This window comes from Halogranum roseipondis, assembly GCF_059695585.1.
In genome coordinates this window covers 1,795,556-1,812,546 of the sequence record NZ_CM185235.1, presented here as the reverse complement: position 1 = coordinate 1,812,546, position 16,991 = coordinate 1,795,556, and the positions used below count along the sequence as shown (strand labels likewise).

The window sequence follows — 16,991 nt, the reverse complement described above, 5'->3', positions numbered from 1 at the left end:
CATACCAACTTGCAGATCTGTGGTGTCTGGGGACGACACCTTGGATGACCCACTGTCAATTAACAACATACAGACAAATGAAGTAAATAAGATTGAACCATTGTCTGTGTTAACGCACAATGTTCGCTGAGAGAATATCCATCGCTCGACCGGCACCGTTGACACGACTTTCCACAACCGTCCAGTGGGTATTGACCGCCGGGCTCCTGTATTTTACTCTGGGAAGCGCACTCGTTCTTGTGGTAAGCGAGCTTACTACGCTGTCGACGACGACACTCCTCTTTTGGCATCCGAAGTTTCTCCCGGTCACGCTGACCACTGCGATTGGGATTGGAGCCGTCTGTGGCGCATTTTGGCCAGTGTTTAACGGTGATTCTGACCAACGAGAGATCGACCTTCTGATTCCTCGCTATCGCTGTGCGTGGTGGCTCACCGTTGGGACCGCACTTTGCATCCCAGTCTCTTTTCTCGGGGTCTTCACCGTGGCAGATTGGCTCACGAACGTGTTCGCGCTCGGTGGCGTCCTGTTGGTCCTGGTCTATACGTATGCGTACGACGTCGGAGCTGCGTCAGAAAACCATACCTGACGCGGAAACCCGCAGCTCTCTTGACGTCATCACCATCTCACCGAAGACGACACCACAGCAGACGCACAGTTGTCGACCCGCCCTGTCTGGATGACTGGATCACTGCTGAGCGACGACCTTGGACTAGCGATTCAGACTGCACTCGCGGAGGGAACGATTACGGAGATGGATGTCGCCACCAAGGCCGAGGCACTCGCTGGCAGCGAGCACCACGACAACGCGGCGGTCGACGATGCGGACACGCAAAGAGATCGACTAGGTTCGATATGAGTCGAATGACTTCAATCCATATGAAGACAAAAAACAAAGTACGAACTGTGTTATATGACCGAAGACGAATCGAACTCCGAGAGCCTGATGGAACGCCAGACGACAGGCGAAGATCGTGTACGGATGGTCGCCCGGCAGCTAGCTGAGCCGCGGACGGCAAACTGGATCGCGTCCGAAGCGGGCTGGTCACACGAGCCGACGAAACGCGTCCTCGGGCGGCTCGTCGACGATGGCATCCTCCACCGTGATGAAAGCGGGACGCACACAACGTATTACCCTGATTACCGCCGCCAAGCGCTGCAAGAAGCGATGCGGCTTCGGGACAGCGGACACACGGTTGAGGAGCTTACGGACCGCCTCGCCGACATGAAGACGCAGATCCGAGAGTGGGAGAGCGAATTCGACATCGAGTCGCCGAACCAACTTCGCGGGACGCTCGCCGATCAAACCCTTGATGCCGACGAGGGAGACCGTCGGCATGAGATTGCACGCGAGTGGGAACAGCTCCAGCGGCGCATCAAGATTATCGGATTCGCCATTCGCGAGTGGGACTTCCTCGCCCCAACGACAGACCCCGCTGATCGGGTGTCCGATAGGTAGGTGACGACTGGACAGTTGCCAAGACGGCTACAGCTCCCGTGTTCAAACCGACTCTCATCGCTTCACAGAGACTGTCGCCCGTTAATGACGGAGGTCGAAGCATAAGCACCGGACGAGCAACAAATTGCGATCTTTTGACAGGCATCACAATCACGCTCACTCGCGAGACCAATTGGTGGGTGGCGAAAGACGAGGACACGGGCGTCATCAGTCAAAGGAAGCCGTCAGGAAGTGCTCGAAAATCTCGATGAAGCGCTTTCGGGCTACCATGGTGAAAACGGGTCTCCGTGCGACCAGGACCTCCGTGAATTGGGAATCAACCCAGAGAACAGCACGTGTGGGTCTCTCGACGATTCGATAGCTTCGAATAACGATTGAGCGACACAGACGAGAAGCGTCTGTGTTCAGAAGACGATTAGATCCTCAGCACTCGCCTTCGGTAACATCTGGCCCGCTGCCGCCCTCGCCATCGCCACTGTGGCCGTCGCTCTCGTGTCCCTCCTCAGAACTATCACTGCCATCCCCAGTGCTGTCACCATCAGACCCACCATCGGAGCCACCGTCTTCATCCTCAACAGTCACAGTGTCGTACACTGTTTCACCGTCAGGGCCGAGGATAGCGATGGTATCACCGGGGTCGATGACTTCCGTGTCGTAGCCGAATGACACCGCAGCATCGGCGTTGCTCTGTACGGCGATGTTAATCGTGTCTCCCTCGGGAATGGTCGTTCCATCGGGGAACCGCTTAGTTTGACTCGCTTCCCCTTCGTACTCGAAGTCAATGATGAATCCCGAGAGGTCGATCCCCGTTTCGGAGGACAGTACGACCGCCTCTTCACCAGACGATCGCTCGATATCTGCCACAACGCCGTCGATCGTCACAGTGGGGTCGTCCGACGTCCCACCGTCACTCTCAACGGTGAACGTGTCGTACACTTTCTCGCCGTCCGGGCCAAGAATGGCGATAGTATCACCGGGGTCGATGACCTCAGTGTCGTACCCGAATGACACCGCTGCACCCGCGTTGGTTTGTGGAACCACGTTGATTACATCACCTTCGGGAATGGCCGTCCCATCAGGAAGCCGCTCGGATTGACTCGCTTCTCCTCCGTACTCGAAATCAATGATGAATCCAGAGAGGTCAATCCCCGTCTCGGAGGAGAGTATGACCGCCTCTTCACCTGCTGGGCGCTCGATATCCGCCACAACGCCGTCGATCGTCACAGTGGGGTCGTCCGACGTCCCACCGTCACTCTCAACGGTGAACGTGTCGTACACTTTCTCGCCGTCCGGGCCAAGAATGGCGATAGTATCACCGGGGTCGATGACCTCAGTGTCGTACCCGAATGACACCGCTGCACCCGCGTTGGTTTGTGGAACCACGTTGATTACATCACCTTCGGGAATGGCCGTCCCATCAGGAAGCCGCTCGGATTGACTCGCTTCTCCTCCGTACTCGAAATCAATGATGAATCCAGAGAGGTCAATCCCCGTCTCGGAGGAGAGTATGACCGCCTCTTCACCTGCTGGGCGCTCGATATCCGCCACAACGCCGTCGATCGTCACAGTGGGGTCATCTGACGTCCCACCACCGCCACCGTTGACGCTCGCGGTGTCGTACACTTTTTCGCCGTCCGGACCGAGAATAGCGATGGTATCACCATCGTCGTTGATGACTTCGTCTTCGTACCCGAAGGATACATCAGCATCTGCGTCAACCTGTGCGGCGACGTAGATCTCACCACCTTCAGGGATGGTCGTTCCATCAGGGAACCGCTTAGATTGACTCACCTCCTGTCCGTATTCGAATTCCATGATGAACCCCGAGAGGTCGATCCCCGTCTCAGAGCTGAGGACGAATCGCTCGTCCTCGGCGGAGAGTCCGCCAATCGTCACCGTAGACTCACTCTGTGCACCCACTGCTGCTGTCAGTGTACTACCAGCTACAACTGCGCCGATACCATACAGTGCCGTTCGCCTGTTCATCCGCATACTATGGACAGAATTGTCCGGTACAGTAACTATCCGCTGATTATTGTGCCACAATAGTCTCTGTATTCGATATTTCACCTCATCGCAAAACCCACAGAGAAGTTCCTACTCGATTACTGTAGTTGTCTCAAGCAAGTAGATGATCGCTCCGAAGCTGACGTTGCCAGTCAAAGAAATAACCCAACAGCCGACGAGTTACGCTGGACCAGAATATTCTCAAACATACAATATTTTATTCTTTATTGTCCTAAAAAATGTAGTTTCGGCATCAATCATATTTTTAACCGAATACAACACACGTAACTTGAGACAGTATGTGTGTTGTCAACATGGAACAAGAACCAGACACACACAACAGCTGTCTCAGTACCACCATGGATATACAGAAACCACCACATCCACCATCGACGACGTGGCTGCGACAACTCGAGACCTCTCGGTTCCTCCGACAGGGACTGACTGTGACGGTCGGCGTCTTGCTCGTCGCTGTGACTCCCGTCCTTGCACAGACCGACCCCGTCTGCACCGCTTCAAAGATTCCAACCATGCTCGAGGGCTTCTTCGAGATCACGACGGCGTTCGGCGTCCTCGGCGTTGCACTCATCTGGCAGGGCGACTCGCTGGTGGAGATGTTCACCATCGGAATCGACGAAAAGCGCACGCTGAAGCGCCACAAGCGAGCGGCACTCAAATCGGCAGTGATCCTCCTCGTCCTTGGGCCACTCTACACGGTCGCAGGGTCGATTATGGGCCTCCCACTCGCGTCGTGTATCAATCTCGTCCCGTGGTGAGTCACTGAGCGACCAGTGACTCCCAGAAACAGGCGGGCGACACGATGGTGCTCACACCTGAGTGTCGCACTCTGCATCGCAAGCCTTCTTGTCGGTGCGGTTTCGGCGACGCCACCAGCACCGAGTGACGACAATGGACTCACAAAAAACGAGTCGGCGACGCTGTGGTCACACGACCGTGATGCGTACGTCAACGAATCCACCTACCAGACGCAGTACAACCGCTCTCGGGTGCCAATGCAGCAGTTGGCCAATGGGACGGACATCTCGTTCACACGACCACCGAAGACCGCCGCGACGTGGACAGACCACGACTTCGAAGACCTGGCGGCCGGCGACGAAACCACGAGTGTCGCGCCGGCTCACGCCAACCTGAGCGATGGTGTCCTCATCCGGGACGCCCACGTGAGCACCTTCGCCATCCACCCCTCGACACGCGGGCATCTCACCCCGAGTGAGACGCCGCTGTACATCGCGCCGACGGGGTCGTTGCGAGCACTGGTCGACTACCGTGTTCGACTTCCGTCGACGAACAACAGTAGTGTCCGCGATTGGACCATCACCTCGCACGAAATCGAGTCGGTTCGGCTCTCCCATGAGGAGACGACGATCGCACAGACGACAGGACACACGCCTGTCCTCGAGTACACCCTCACAGATGGTGGCCCGACTACCCTCACTGTCGAGGCTGACATTGCGGTCACAATCGACAACGGCCTCATCTCCGAAACGGAGATGCTCACTGTCTCGGAGACACTCGAGGTGGTCGTCTACGACCTCACGGCGTACCCCCACTACACCACCTACCCTGACGGCGACAGTGGGGTTGCGATCTTCCAGAACCAGCCCTGGCAGGGATACATGCTGGATGCGAACGCGAGCGTCCGTGGGGTGTGGCGTTTCTACACCGCACGCGATCGCCGCTGGGATAGGCTGTCGGTGTCGACGGAGACAACCAACCAGACAGTCGACTCACCAGCGTTGCCGGTGTACGTCCATGCGTACCCCTCACGTATTGGCCCACGAGCCGAACCGCTTCGAGACGGCCCAGAACTCATCGACGTCTGGGGTGTCGAACATGCGTCACCGAACGAGACGCTCGGTTCGAACGTCGCCGTCGAGGTCGTCGATCAGCCGTATGCGACGTCCTACGGTGTTGCTGTGCGAGCTCAGAGCGTCGATCGCGATGCGTTGACCGTGAGTGGTATCGTTCGCGGTGTTAACGCGACCATCGTCGACGCTGCAGACAGCCACCGCACCTTCAGAGAGAGTAACCTCACGGTCACAGTCGTCTCACAGACGACGTCCGAGGCGACGCTTCGCATCGAACTCCGAGACAACGAGACGGGCGCGCCAATCGCACTCGCAGAGCATCCGCGACTCGACCCACTCAGCGAAGAGAGTCGAACCGGGTACATCACTATCGCAGGCAAGCGTGTGGAGACGAACTCCACGGGTGTTGCACTCATCACCGTCGACCAACCGGGCATCTACACGGCAACGTACCATCCGGGGTCGTGGCTGAGTACCGACCCAGCATACACCCCAGCGTCAGCATCGGCGCGATGGCATCCGCTCAGTTCGATTGATAGCTGGCTTGTATTTGTCGTTGAGGTCGTCTGGTGGGCCACCCCCTTCCTCGTGGCGCTGTACGCCGGACAGCGAGTGTTGACGTTCCTTCCCGGCAGCCGTATCGACAGATGACAATCACAATTCACGCTATGACACAACCAACACATCGACACAGACGAACCGTCCTCAAAACACTTGCAGGCAGCTCTCTTGCACTCATCGCTGGGTGTACTGGGAAGGCTGCGAAATCCGATGAGGCGAACGGCGGGACAGCCGGCCAACACGATGGCGTCCTCGAACACGTCGCGATCGAGAAGACGACACTCGTCGTCGAACTCGCCAACGACGACCCTGACGTCATTAACCTCATCGAACCCAACGGCGAACTCTGGAAATCACGTGACGTCGCCACTGGTGCAGAGCGTGTTTCCTTTGCAATCGGGACGTCCTACACACCTGGCGAGCATCGGGTACTCGCGGTGAAAGGCGACGAGTCGATTGCTGAAGTCGCGCTCGATATTCGACCCCAGTTGGAGATCATGGATGTTGGGCTCTACCGGAATCACCCAGAGAAACCGTGGGAGGAAGTGTATGGGGAAAGTCCGACTAACAGGTTAACAAATGCTGAAGCCTACGTCACCATCGAAAATAGAGGAAGTGGCCCTGACAGCGTGTCCCAACTATTGTTTCAGGGATTCCTCCCGAATAGTACCGAAGACCGCTCTGATAGCGGAATTCATAGCAAGAAGCGCGTTCTGATCACCGCGGGTGCATCGGACGACGTCTACAGCAATACCCTGCCGTTTGGAGCATCATTTGACCAAGATAGGGCTCAATGTTCAATAGAGGGATCAAGCGGTGAGTTTGTAGTCAAAATTCACTCAGATGTATCCGACCAGGAGATAACGAAGTCGTTCTCTATCGAGTATTCTGGCTCTAATGAGATGTCTGACTGCAAAATCGCAATCGAGGAGGCGTAAATAATGGTCGATCTGATTGACGTGGTTCTAGAAGGGTTCAAAAGGACTCTCGACTGGGTTGCCTTGCAATTCAATAAGTCTCTCAAGACGGGCTATGACGAGCTTTCAGAGTCACTATTTGGAACACCGACTCCAAGGACGGCAGGAGACTTCGTTTTCGGCACTCCGAATAATGAACCATGGGGAGCTATTCACGATTCACTCATTGGTGGCGAGGTGATGTTTCTCGCACTACTGTTGCTATTAGTCTCTGTTCAAGCGCGCCATCTACTGAGAATATTCAGTCTGGGCAGCGCCTACGAAATGCAGAGGGCGAAAAAGACAGCATGGACAGGAGCAGTTCTAATTATCACTTGGTACTGGCTGGCCGTCCTCTTTCTCCACTTAGTGGACGGATTTACGATAGCACTACTGCCTAGCTTGGGTTCTCTTGGCACTGCTTTAGCGAATCTTATTGGTGTCTCTCTCGCTAATCCCCTCTTCGGCCTGATCTTCGCCGCCATCGGCGGGCTCTCGATGTGGACGCTCCAGGCGCTCCTCTACCTGCGTGAACTCCTGTTGTACGTCTACCTCTATGCGATGCCGATCGCCTTTGCCCTCTCGTACGGCAACGTCCCCATCCTCGCGGACATTGCCACGGGCTTCTCGAGACGCTTCGTTCCGCTCGCTATCCTCCCACTCCCGGCGGCGATCGTCCTGAAGGGCTATGACCCCCTGTACCAGACAGGTGCCCTCAGCCCGCCGACAGTGTTCTTCAAGCATCTCGTCGCGACGAGCCTGCCGCTTATCGCGCTCTACGTCACGTGGAAGACGTTCAAATACGCCTCACCACTCACCGCACGCGTCATCGGGACGGCAACGCAGACGGCCGTCACCGTCGGCGCAGTCACCACAGGAGCGTACGTCGCCGGCGGGAGCGTCGCGACAACTGCCGCTCGCTGGGGGCCACGGGCAGCAGCTGGGCAAGCGTTCGCCCAGCGTGCAACCGCATACGCCCAAAACGACACCTCGACACAAGCGCAGCCCTCGTACAGACGAACCGAGAACGACCCTGACCCAACCTACCAGTAATGTCCGCAGATACTGACGCCGCATCCAGACGCATCATGAACCAGTTCGGTGACGCAAGCCGCATTCCCTTCCTCAACGTCGAGGAAGGCGACATCGGCGTGCTCGTTGCCTGTCCCACCGTCGGCCTCTTTACGGCCGCGCTCACCGGTATCGATACACTGGCACTGCCGTTCGTGGCTGCGGGCTTAGGCATCGGCGTTGCCATCGTCTACGTTGCCCCGAGTCACCTGACGGCGTGGGCGTGGCTTACCGATGTGTGGCGCTTCGCGAAACGACCACGGGCAACCTACAGCACACCCACCGACACACCCCACCCACGAAACGAAGGCGGCCTTGCCAACTACACGCCCTTCGCTCCCGACGAGCGAACCCAAGAGCTCACCAACATCGAGCGTGCGTGGCCTGGGACGGGTACGATCGAACGCACAGACGGCGCGATGGAAGCGTTCCTCGAACTCACGCCGGGCAATATGGACTTCGCGATGTCCACTGACTGGGCGAGCCTCCAATCGATCGCCGAAGACTTTGCGAACAACGAGCTGACCTTCCCATTGCGAATCCACACCACAACCCGTTCGTTTCCGGTGGAACAGTTGATCGAACAGATCGAATCACGACTCACCGACGAGGACGTCACGGCGAACCCCGTCTTCCGTGAGTTGCTCGAAGAGTACCGCGAGACACGGCCCGCCGAGATGCACGCCCGCGGATTGCAAGAGATTCGCTACTTCCTCGGCGTCGAAGTCACGCCACTCGAGGTGTACAATCGCTATGCAGACGAACCAACCCCTGCAGAGCGGCTGACGGAGTTTCCCGTCATCGGCGTGCTGTTCACACCGTTCGTCACGCGTCGGGAACGCCTCACTGACGAGGAGCGACGTGCGAAGATGGTCGAGAAACTTGATGAGCGAGTCGCAACCGTTCGCTCGGAGCTCGTCGAGCCGGCCTCTGGGTGGTCTGCCCGTCGATTGAGCACCGTCGAGTTGTTCGTCCTCACGATGGACTTCTGGAACGGCGAAGAACACACCTACAGCGACGCCGACTCCGTGCTTCGCACCGAGCCAGTAATGGATCACAGCCACCGCCAGGAGTCCCACCATGCATGAACTCCTCCTGCAGGCCGACCCGCGTCTTGAAGCACTCCAGCTGCAGTTCTTTGTGGTCACGACCGTCATGGGTATCGGCTCCCTCCTTGTGGCCAGGTTTGCCCGAGCAAGCGATGGGTCGTCACCGCGTATCGAAGGCGGTGAATTTGCAGCAGCGTTCGACGAGACTGACACAGTAGCTGACACGGATGCTGCATCCACAGAGCGCGATGCGCCAGCTGACCACACACCCGACGACGAGAGCGATGCGCCAGCTGACCACACACCCGGCGCCAAGAGCGATGAGCCAGCCGACTACACACCCGACGACGAGAGCGACACCAAAGCCGGTCTCGAGACTGTCTTTTTCGAGACCCTTGCGGAACACCACCAAACAGCCGTCGCTCCCGCTGCAATCGAGTGGGAGACACGCGCTGCCCGCGTGGGTGAGCAGTGGACGACGACCCTCTATGTCGCCGAGTACCCCGACTACCCGAGTGATGGCTACCTGAGCGATCTGTTCACGCTCACAGACGTCGAATTCGATGTTACCGCCCGAATCAGGCCGAAGAATCAGGAACGTGCGCGAAACGAACTCCAAGAGATTGCCGACGACTTGCAGGTTGATGCCGACCTCGAACGAAGCGTCCGGAGTACCTATCTCCAAGAACGAGCCAACACGGCGGCAGCGACGTACAACGCCGTCGAAAGCGGCCAGCACGTCTTCGGCCAGAGTATCCTCATCACCGTGCGTGCAGAGACACGGCCGAAACTCCGGGAAGCGGCACGGAAGATCCGCAGTACGCTTCGTGAAGACCCAGCGAATCTCACGCCGAAGACGGCGCTCTGTCGGCAGGATCTCGCACTGCAGTCAGCAGCTCCGATTGGGCCAAACGTCTTCGAGCGCGAATCAATTGCGCTCGGTGGCGCCGTCGGTGCACTCGTGGCTTCACCGCACAACGCGACGATTCTCGAACCCGGTGGGGTTGAGTTCGGCATTCACAGACGCACTGGCAACCCGGTCGTCATCGACCCGTTCGCGCGGGAAAATGGCTATGCGATGTTCGTCGTCGGCGACACCGGCTCGGGGAAATCCTTCGCCTCGAAACAGAACTTCATCCGCTCGATCGAACAGAGTCCCGACCGGATTGGGATCATCCTCGAACCGCTCAACAACTGGGCGGGCGTCGCCGACGCACTCGGTGCGACGCGCATCACCGTGGGTGGGACCTTAGGTCTGAATCCCCTGGAGATTCGACCAACGCCGGCGCACGTCCAGCGAGCGATGGGTGAGGACGCAAGCCCGTTCAACGAGAAGCTCGACGATGCGATGAGCTTCCTGACGAACTTCTTCGCGCTCAGGGACGTCTCACTTGACGACCGCCGCACCACTGTCGAACGAGCGCTGCGAGAAGCGTACTACCGCAAGGGCATCACAGACGACATCGCCACGCACGGCAACGAGAGCCCGACGATTCGCGATATGATGGACGTCTTCGAGGAGATGATCGAGACACCCGAACCGTTCGTCGTTCGCTCCGAAGCAGAGGTCGCGAAACTCCAAGCGGATGCGACGTGGTTACTCGGCCAGTTCCGTCCCTTTGAGAAAGGCGGCAGATACGAAAACCTCGGGAAACCCTCGGAGTTCGACATTCGCGACGAGAAGGTCGTCTATCTCGACCTTGCACAGCGTGAGGGCAGCGTCGACAGTTCTACCGCTTTGACGATGCAACTCCTCATCTCACTCGTCTATGAACGGGCCAAGTCGAGTGATGCGGAGATCGTCTTCTACCTTGATGAAGCGCGCTACCTGATGAAGGATACCGCGAGCCTGTCATTCTTAGAGACGGTGTTTCGCCATCACCGACATCACGACCTGTCGATTCGGCTCATCACACAGACGGTCGATGAGTTCTTCCAGCATCGCGAATCCGAGGCGATTCTCGACCAGTGTGCAGTCAAGCAGTTCCACCGACTCGACGGAATGGACGACCACTGGGCCGAAGAGTTCGGGCTCAACTATGCGCAGATGCGTTTCGTCCAAGATGCGATTCCTGGGAACGACGATACTGGCTATTCAGAGGCACTCGTCGGCGTCGACGGCGAGTGGCGCGGGATTCGCGTCCAAGCGATGCCACAGGAGAAGGCAGTGATCGACTTCGACCCACGAAGTGATTCGTCGAGTCGGACGTTCACGTCGCCAGTTGAGCACTCTGTAAGTGACACCGAGCAGGTCACACTCGATGGTGGCCAATCGAGGACAACAGAGGATACAGTGGATGCACCAGACCGACTCCACGAGAAGAGCTGAGCATAATCTAGATAATCATAATCCAGATTATGACCTTTTCAGACCGTGATAAGATCGTCGTAACTCGTGAACGAGAGCGTCGGTGCGGAATCTTCCGCATCGCCCCGTTCGAGTGCCTCGATGCCCTCGGTGACATCGTCGTGGAACTCAGTGGACGGCTTCACGGTTACGACGAGCGTTGATTCGGCTCGAAGCTGTTCGCGCTCTATCGGGTGCAGCAGCGGCGTGGTATTGTTCATGGGTATCACCGTAGTCTGATGGCTTCACTCAGCCGAAGCAGTATTCGAATCAATACCGCTGTTGAAACCACCGAGCAACTTCCTGCTGGAACTGTTCGAACCAGTGAAGATCGTTATGCAACACGTCATAGACCACATCGTGATTCACGTCCCCATATCGGTGAGCGAGGATGTTTCGAAACCCAGCCGCTTCTGCCATCTTCTCTGTGACTCCGTCTGAGATAATGTCTGCATTGCCGAGAGATTCGATTTCGCTCTTTGCTGTTCCACTTGGAGAAAGATCTTCGGCGGCGCGAATATGTTGAGCGAGGTCGACACAGGATTGTATAAGATTCATAAAAGTTCGCTCAACTGCACGCTGAAGGACGATATCTTCAGTGTACTCCATTTTCGAGACACCTCGCATCTGCTTCAGGTCGTTTGTGTACTCGTTGATATAGCGAAGCTTGTCGACCATGACATCCTCATTAACCATCTAGACGTCACCACGGGCGAGTCGGTCGATGAATTCACGGCGTTCTTGCTCTCGTTCGCTCGCACCTGCTTCATAGGCTGCGTTGACCTGTTGTTGATACGTTTCGACTTCCTGTTGGTCGCCCACGATGCAAACTCCGTCGCGGAGCGCGGCATGGGCGACGTGAATTGGGAGTGATTCGATATCGTTCACGTCAATGAATCCTTCCGCGTACGCTTGGAGGTCGGCATCGATACGATTGCGGCGTCGAAAGCGCTCGGTCTCGCCCATCTCCTCTGGAAACCGAAGTGCAATATCAACGTCCGATGCCGTGCCGGCTGTCCCTCTCGCATGGGAACCAAACAGAATCGCAAAACTAACCTCTGTTTGAACAAGGTACTCCCTGATAGCTTCGATGTCGATTGTCTCGGTAGGGGAGTCACCTGAGTTGGACATAGTAGTTCTTGAGGCTCTTCCGTGATATATCTCGTGAGGTGGTTGATTACTCAGGGCGATTCGCCGAATCCTCTATGCGACGAATCCGGTCAGTCCGCTCCATTCGCTCATAGACTGTCATCCAGTCTTCAATCTCCTCGTAGAGATTCGCCTGCTTGAGGAGACGTTCACCAAGCGGCGTCACTCGATAGAACGTCGAGGGTAAGTCACGGGAGCGCTTCTCGCTCCCGGCAGGTATCTCGTTTTTCTGAAGGACGCCCTTGTTCGAGAGTTCACGAAGATGGTACTGGAGACTCGACCGATCCGTCGACGGATTCCGGTATTCGAGTTCTTCGCGACTCAGCTGCCGGTCGGGATGGGCGAGAATCTGCTGAAGGATCTTGATTCGGACCTGCTGGAGGATGTCGCGAAGGAGTTTCCACTCTTGGTTGTCGCCGCCGACTGTGTGGGACTCGTCTGGATGACTACTCATGAGTGTCTGGCTGCTCACGTCCAACTCGGTCGTGTAGTGGCATAATTATTATGGTGAAGACTATAACAGTCAAAACTGCTGTAGTTCAGGTGCCACTAATTAGCAAAAGAGGATGTTCGGATCTCTGACGCCTCACACATCGTCGCACGCTCTGAGTCTCGCTTCGAGGAGGTCACACAACTCCCAGAGGGCACTGACCGGTGTTCGGGCATCCAGACTGCATGCTGAATAGTCATAGTCTTCGCTTGGCGTGAAACGTTCTTGGAAGTGGAACCACCCTTCGACGTGTGGGTTCGGCTCGTTATGGAAGCCACAGTCGTACCCACCAGACTCGCTGTAATGTAGCTTGAACATTGCCTCGAACTGTGTTCGAGGGCCTGCAGTGAGCAGATCTCCTGGGTCGGGACGCGAGTCCTCCTCGGCGACAGTTGGCGAAGGATGCCACGCGAGTCTGAGTGTTGCAGTCTCAGCGTCGCGACCAAAATACTCCGGTGTGACCGTTGCAGCGACTTCTGCATAGGAACCGGCTGGTTCGCCCCAGGCCGCGTCAACAGCAGGATGCTGTTCGAGTTGCTGGCGTAGCTGTCGAAGAATGTGGTGACGCTCGGCACCAGAATCCCATCCACTTGACGAATGCTCGTCAGTCATGCAGACGCAGGACGTGACGAACTGTAGGTGTCGTAGTGTTCGAGCGCATCGCGAACCACCGACAACCGATACTGTGCGTAGTCCCAGTTCGAGGCAACTTCGAGGCGGTCGCGTGCTTCATCTGGGGAAAGTTCGGCCGCGGCAATTGACGTCCTGAGTGCAGCAGGTGACTCGGCGTCATATCTGCTTGCGTACGAGGCGAGCTCCTCTTGCAGTTCGACCGCTCGCGTAGCAAGTTGGTCTTCAGTGTTCTCCTGAATGAGTTCCCGGATGTCCTGCGAGCGCGTATAGATGGCATCAGGGGAGTACCCCGTCCCTTGCTCGGTCGTGGCCGTCGCTAAGACACCGAGGTCAGCAAGTCGCACGAGGTGGCTCCGTGCAGTATTCTCCGAGACGTGCGCTTCGTCTGCGATCCACGCAGCAGTACGCGGTTCTGACAGTGTGAGGGCCACGCTCTTCACGCGGTCAAATGCGGTGGTCTGCTTAATCCACGTTTCGCTCATACACCATGTGTTGAGGTCAAAGTCAATAATTCTATCTCCAACTCAATTCGGGTGATAACTTTCTCGAGGTAGCGTTCGTCGACCGGTTCGCACACATCTCCAGCAGGGGAACTCATCAGGCTCGTAGTCACCGCCCTCATCGGTGCATCCAAGTCCGCAGGCAAGTACCCGAAAACAGCACCGGCATCGGCGACGACATACCTACGCGTCGCCTCAAGCATGGGCCGTTCGAATTGCGACAGCTACCCGGTGTCTACCGACCAACAAGGATCACTCGTGGAGACAGGTCCACTCGACAGACCGCTCGGACCACCACTCGTCGACAATCGTAGACTGCGCGAGATACTCGTTCGCGTCGATGCCAACGCGCTGGAACTGACAGAGTGCGGCTTCGAGCGAGAGGTCTGCATGTTCGACGGTAGTGGTTCGGTCGTAGTCGATCGACGCGTCGTTATCTGACGCTCCCGCGGCCTCTATACCAACGCGCTCAAGGAGTGCGTCATCGACCGCATCGAGTGGTTGATGGAACGACCAGCCATCGACGGAGAAACACAGAAATGGGTCGCCATCAATGTCGTGGTGTTCGAAGGCGACCTTCGCTTCACTACTCACGACGATTCGATGCAGTGCAACCGTTTTGACGTCGTAGAGTGCCTGTTTCCGGAGCGAGTGAAAACGTGCATCGCTGCCGCGACCCTCTGCATATGCAGACGCCGCCCGGTCTGCCTCCTGCTTTGCGTGTTTGTTGACGACGTACAGTGCCTCCAACACCTGTGCTGTCGGATCAAGTGGGTCGGCTTCGTCGAGTGTACTCACTGGTGTTGTCTGGGGCGGCTCGACAGCGAGTCCGGGACGCTTCGTTGGCCATGGATCAAGCTCACCGAGCGGTTCGAGAGCTGCAATCGTTCCTACAGTCAGTCTGTCGAGTCCGCTACTGCCCCGTCGAATCGCGGTGGTCGTCTTCGCGACGTACACGGAGAGTTCTGGCCGGTCGAATGGTGACCCAGGACCGTCGTCCCAATCGCGAGACGCCCAGACGTCGAGCATCCGTTGTTCGCCGTTGAGACATGCGTCAGGGTGTTCCCAGTGGTGCTCAAGCCCGATTCGTTGCCATTCGCTGTCACTCAGGTGGAGCAGTCCCATCAGGGACATGCCCTCATCTTCAAGCGAAGCGAAGTCAACGACCGCCTCGAACGACTCGACAGACGTCGTCGCCTGACAAACCGACTGGCCGTCGTACGGTTCCGTTGGGACGACCAGTTCGCTGTCTGTAAGCCACACGCGAACTGGGTCTCCGTCGTGTTCGATGAGCGTCTCAACGATTGCCTCCGGTGATTGGTGTGTGGTCATGTGGGTTCACTCGCTTCCGCCAAAGGCGTCCCTGAGTGTATGCGTCGTCATTGTTCCTGTGTTGTACTCCGAGCCGATGAGTGGTTGGTCGGCTTCGACGATGAGAGTGACTCCACGACTCTCACGGGGTACTTCATGAGCGATTCCTACGGCGGTTCTGTGTGTTGTTGGTGTCACAGTCGACAGCTCCTGATGAGCACGCTGTGAACGCGTACTCCGCACCCTTTGGGGGCCGATAAATACCGCTACTGTATCGCTGGTAAACGCTGGACGTCCGCTTGTCGACTACTCCGACAATCAGGGCTAATTGAGAATGTCGAACACGTCCACTGCTTTGTACTCCTTTCCACGTTGTTTTCCGGTTACCTCCTCAATAAGGCCGTCTGCTTCGAGATCATCGACGATTTTGTAGGCGGTCCGACGCGAGACATCGAGGTGTTCCACGAGATTTGGCGCCGTAAAGTAGGGATACTGGAGCAACTGACGAGCGAATTTAGCGGTGCTTGTGCTACCCGGGTACTCCTTCTCGTACCGCTGTTGAAGTTCACGAAGTTGATGCGTTCGGTTGTACGATGTTTCTGCTTGGCTCCGCAGTCCCTCGATGAAAAACGTGAGCCATTCATCCCACGCGCCGTCTTCGCTCACCGCACGCATTCGTTCGACGTAGTCGACTTTGTGACGGTTGAAATACGCGCTCGGATAGATATACGGACTCTCAAGATACCCTTCACTCGCGAGGTAGAGAATAATGAGGAGTCTCCCAAGCCGACCGTTGCCATCCGAAAACGGATGGACCGTCTCGAAGAAGTAATGAATGATGGCGGCATCGACGAGCGGATGGTACTGTCCACTCATCTTGAGATACGATTCCAGTGAAGTCATGAGCTTGTCGAGACTGCCCGGGGTCGGTGGAACGAACGGGCGCTGTCCGGGTCGTGGACTCGTCAGGTGAACCATGTGGTCACGGAGATCGCCAACGACGTCACCATCGTTACGAACGTTCCGTAGAAGCATCGAATGGAGTTCCTTGATAAGCGAGAGAGTTATTCGGTCCCCGTCCCTGATTCTGTCAAGACCATACGTCAGCGCATTCTCGTAGTTGAGCGCTTCCTGCAGGTCTTTTTCAATTGTCGTGTCAGACTCACCTGATGGGTGCTGTGTGTGATAGGCTTCAACCTCTTCATAATCGACGTCAGCCCCCTCGATTCGTGCAGATTCGACTGCTTCGATACGAATAAGCGAAGTATAAAGCACAGCAGAGAAGTCGACGGTCGAGCTAATGCCGTCGACACGGCCAATCTGATACGCACTATCGGCTACAAGTCGATGAGTCCGATCCGAGATCTCGGGCTTCGGCTCAACTGGAAGCGGGTCGGGAAGATAGTACGGATTGGGATGGTACGGTACGTACTTGCCCGGTGCCCGTTCGGGAAGTTCTCGAGTCGGCATTTCACTAATACTGGTATTCGTCCTCCCTTAGTATAGGTGTTTTTATACTATGTATATCTAGTCAGCCTATCCCAACTGCGGGACGGGAAGCCCCGTCGTTCACCACGGGGAGGGATTCTCCTACGAGTACACGAGCCGACTCACGCCGCTGTGCTCAGAGA

16 protein-coding genes and 1 pseudogene are annotated in these 16,991 nt (G+C 56.9%); 9 read left to right on the top strand and 8 right to left on the bottom strand.

The annotated features are described in order from the left end of the window. The first annotated feature begins 677 nt into the window (after nucleotides 1–677). The 3 genes from EOHIBHHM_RS09605 (at nucleotide 678) to EOHIBHHM_RS09595 (ending at nucleotide 1,835) form a co-directional block, all read left to right on the top strand. Nucleotides 678–857: a hypothetical protein gene (locus EOHIBHHM_RS09605; RefSeq protein ID WP_497249963.1), complete on the top strand. Its 180-nt coding sequence runs from the start codon at nucleotides 678–680 to the stop codon at nucleotides 855–857. Nucleotides 858–911: 54 nt separating this feature from the next. Beyond that, nucleotides 912–1,457 (top strand): DUF7342 family protein, encoded by a 546-nt coding sequence (locus EOHIBHHM_RS09600; protein WP_497249961.1) that lies wholly within the window; start codon nucleotides 912–914, stop codon nucleotides 1,455–1,457. Nucleotides 1,458–1,688: 231 nt separating this feature from the next. Beyond that, complete coding sequence (locus EOHIBHHM_RS09595) at nucleotides 1,689–1,835, top strand: hypothetical protein (protein ID WP_497249959.1); 147 nt, start codon at nucleotides 1,689–1,691, stop codon at nucleotides 1,833–1,835. Between the two features lie 45 nt (nucleotides 1,836–1,880). Here the strand turns inward: EOHIBHHM_RS09595 and EOHIBHHM_RS09590 are convergent, their stop codons facing one another. After that, entirely contained in the window at nucleotides 1,881–3,449 is a 1,569-nt protein-coding gene (locus EOHIBHHM_RS09590) for a lamin tail domain-containing protein (protein WP_497249957.1), read from the bottom strand. Between the two features lie 374 nt (nucleotides 3,450–3,823). Here EOHIBHHM_RS09590 and EOHIBHHM_RS09585 point away from each other — a divergent pair, with 374 nt between their 5' ends. The 6 genes from EOHIBHHM_RS09585 to EOHIBHHM_RS09560 all read left to right on the top strand — a co-directional run bounded on the left by EOHIBHHM_RS09585 (nucleotide 3,824) and on the right by EOHIBHHM_RS09560 (nucleotide 11,259). Next, on the top strand, nucleotides 3,824–4,240 hold the full coding sequence (locus EOHIBHHM_RS09585; protein WP_497256870.1) for a DUF7985 family protein: 417 nt from the start codon (nucleotides 3,824–3,826) through the stop codon (nucleotides 4,238–4,240). A gap of 237 nt (nucleotides 4,241–4,477) precedes the next feature. Further along, on the top strand, nucleotides 4,478–5,944 hold the full coding sequence (locus EOHIBHHM_RS09580; protein ID WP_497256868.1) for a DUF8186 domain-containing protein: 1,467 nt from the start codon (nucleotides 4,478–4,480) through the stop codon (nucleotides 5,942–5,944). A 17-nt stretch (nucleotides 5,945–5,961) separates the two neighbouring features. Next, nucleotides 5,962–6,792 carry a hypothetical protein gene (locus tag EOHIBHHM_RS09575; protein WP_497256867.1) on the top strand — a complete coding sequence of 277 codons (831 nt, stop codon included), beginning with the start codon at nucleotides 5,962–5,964 and terminating at the stop codon, nucleotides 6,790–6,792. Between the two features lie 3 nt (nucleotides 6,793–6,795). Then, nucleotides 6,796–7,863, top strand: a complete 1,068-nt coding sequence (locus EOHIBHHM_RS09570; protein ID WP_497256865.1) for a TrbL/VirB6 family protein — start codon at nucleotides 6,796–6,798, stop codon at nucleotides 7,861–7,863. Beyond that, nucleotides 7,863–8,969: a TraC-like domain-containing protein gene (locus EOHIBHHM_RS09565; RefSeq protein ID WP_497256863.1), complete on the top strand. Its 1,107-nt coding sequence runs from the start codon at nucleotides 7,863–7,865 to the stop codon at nucleotides 8,967–8,969. Before EOHIBHHM_RS09570 ends, EOHIBHHM_RS09565 begins: the two co-directional genes overlap by 1 nt. Beyond that, nucleotides 8,962–11,259 carry a VirB4 family type IV secretion system protein gene (locus EOHIBHHM_RS09560; protein ID WP_497256861.1) on the top strand — a complete coding sequence of 766 codons (2,298 nt, stop codon included), beginning with the start codon at nucleotides 8,962–8,964 and terminating at the stop codon, nucleotides 11,257–11,259. Before EOHIBHHM_RS09565 ends, EOHIBHHM_RS09560 begins: the two co-directional genes overlap by 8 nt. A gap of 47 nt (nucleotides 11,260–11,306) precedes the next feature. Here EOHIBHHM_RS09560 and EOHIBHHM_RS09555 read toward each other — a convergent pair. The 7 genes and pseudogenes from EOHIBHHM_RS09555 to EOHIBHHM_RS09525 all read right to left on the bottom strand — a co-directional run. Beyond that, nucleotides 11,307–11,498, bottom strand: a pseudogene (locus EOHIBHHM_RS09555) (HVO_A0114 family putative DNA-binding protein); the annotation flags it as partial. 49 nt (nucleotides 11,499–11,547) lie between these two features. Then, nucleotides 11,548–11,973 (bottom strand): type VII toxin-antitoxin system HepT family RNase toxin, encoded by a 426-nt coding sequence (hepT, locus tag EOHIBHHM_RS09550; protein WP_497256859.1) that lies wholly within the window; start codon nucleotides 11,971–11,973, stop codon nucleotides 11,548–11,550. After that, on the bottom strand, nucleotides 11,974–12,408 hold the full coding sequence (gene mntA, locus EOHIBHHM_RS09545; RefSeq protein ID WP_497256857.1) for a type VII toxin-antitoxin system MntA family adenylyltransferase antitoxin: 435 nt from the start codon (nucleotides 12,406–12,408) through the stop codon (nucleotides 11,974–11,976). A gap of 46 nt (nucleotides 12,409–12,454) precedes the next feature. Continuing rightward, nucleotides 12,455–12,880: a winged helix-turn-helix domain-containing protein gene (locus EOHIBHHM_RS09540; protein ID WP_497256855.1), complete on the bottom strand. Its 426-nt coding sequence runs from the start codon at nucleotides 12,878–12,880 to the stop codon at nucleotides 12,455–12,457. A gap of 644 nt (nucleotides 12,881–13,524) precedes the next feature. Further along, nucleotides 13,525–14,031, bottom strand: a complete 507-nt coding sequence (locus EOHIBHHM_RS09535; protein WP_497256853.1) for a DUF7342 family protein — start codon at nucleotides 14,029–14,031, stop codon at nucleotides 13,525–13,527. A 270-nt stretch (nucleotides 14,032–14,301) separates the two neighbouring features. After that, a complete protein-coding gene (locus EOHIBHHM_RS09530; RefSeq protein WP_497256851.1) occupies nucleotides 14,302–15,381 on the bottom strand; it encodes a hypothetical protein in 1,080 nt (359 codons plus the stop codon). A gap of 303 nt (nucleotides 15,382–15,684) precedes the next feature. Further along, nucleotides 15,685–16,830 (bottom strand): Fic family protein, encoded by a 1,146-nt coding sequence (locus EOHIBHHM_RS09525; protein WP_497256849.1) that lies wholly within the window; start codon nucleotides 16,828–16,830, stop codon nucleotides 15,685–15,687. Nucleotides 16,831–16,991: the final 161 nt, after the last annotated feature.

Excerpts from the sequence above, each read along its gene's own strand:
- EOHIBHHM_RS09605 (WP_497249963.1), top strand. The coding sequence starts at position 678 with ATGACTGGATCACTGCTGAGCGACGACCTTGGACTAGCGATTCAGACT.
- EOHIBHHM_RS09600 (WP_497249961.1), top strand. The coding sequence starts at position 912 with ATGACCGAAGACGAATCGAACTCCGAGAGCCTGATGGAACGCCAGACG.
- EOHIBHHM_RS09590 (WP_497249957.1), bottom strand. The coding sequence starts at position 3,449 with ATGCGGATGAACAGGCGAACGGCACTGTATGGTATCGGCGCAGTTGTA.
- EOHIBHHM_RS09585 (WP_497256870.1), top strand. The coding sequence starts at position 3,824 with ATGGATATACAGAAACCACCACATCCACCATCGACGACGTGGCTGCGA.
- EOHIBHHM_RS09580 (WP_497256868.1), top strand. The coding sequence starts at position 4,478 with ATGCAGCAGTTGGCCAATGGGACGGACATCTCGTTCACACGACCACCG.
- EOHIBHHM_RS09575 (WP_497256867.1), top strand. The coding sequence starts at position 5,962 with ATGACACAACCAACACATCGACACAGACGAACCGTCCTCAAAACACTT.
- EOHIBHHM_RS09570 (WP_497256865.1), top strand. The coding sequence starts at position 6,796 with ATGGTCGATCTGATTGACGTGGTTCTAGAAGGGTTCAAAAGGACTCTC.
- EOHIBHHM_RS09565 (WP_497256863.1), top strand. The coding sequence starts at position 7,863 with ATGTCCGCAGATACTGACGCCGCATCCAGACGCATCATGAACCAGTTC.
- EOHIBHHM_RS09560 (WP_497256861.1), top strand. The coding sequence starts at position 8,962 with ATGCATGAACTCCTCCTGCAGGCCGACCCGCGTCTTGAAGCACTCCAG.
- hepT (WP_497256859.1), bottom strand. The coding sequence starts at position 11,973 with ATGGTTAATGAGGATGTCATGGTCGACAAGCTTCGCTATATCAACGAG.
- mntA (WP_497256857.1), bottom strand. The coding sequence starts at position 12,408 with ATGTCCAACTCAGGTGACTCCCCTACCGAGACAATCGACATCGAAGCT.
- EOHIBHHM_RS09540 (WP_497256855.1), bottom strand. The coding sequence starts at position 12,880 with ATGAGTAGTCATCCAGACGAGTCCCACACAGTCGGCGGCGACAACCAA.
- EOHIBHHM_RS09535 (WP_497256853.1), bottom strand. The coding sequence starts at position 14,031 with ATGAGCGAAACGTGGATTAAGCAGACCACCGCATTTGACCGCGTGAAG.
- EOHIBHHM_RS09530 (WP_497256851.1), bottom strand. The coding sequence starts at position 15,381 with ATGACCACACACCAATCACCGGAGGCAATCGTTGAGACGCTCATCGAA.
- EOHIBHHM_RS09525 (WP_497256849.1), bottom strand. The coding sequence starts at position 16,830 with ATGCCGACTCGAGAACTTCCCGAACGGGCACCGGGCAAGTACGTACCG.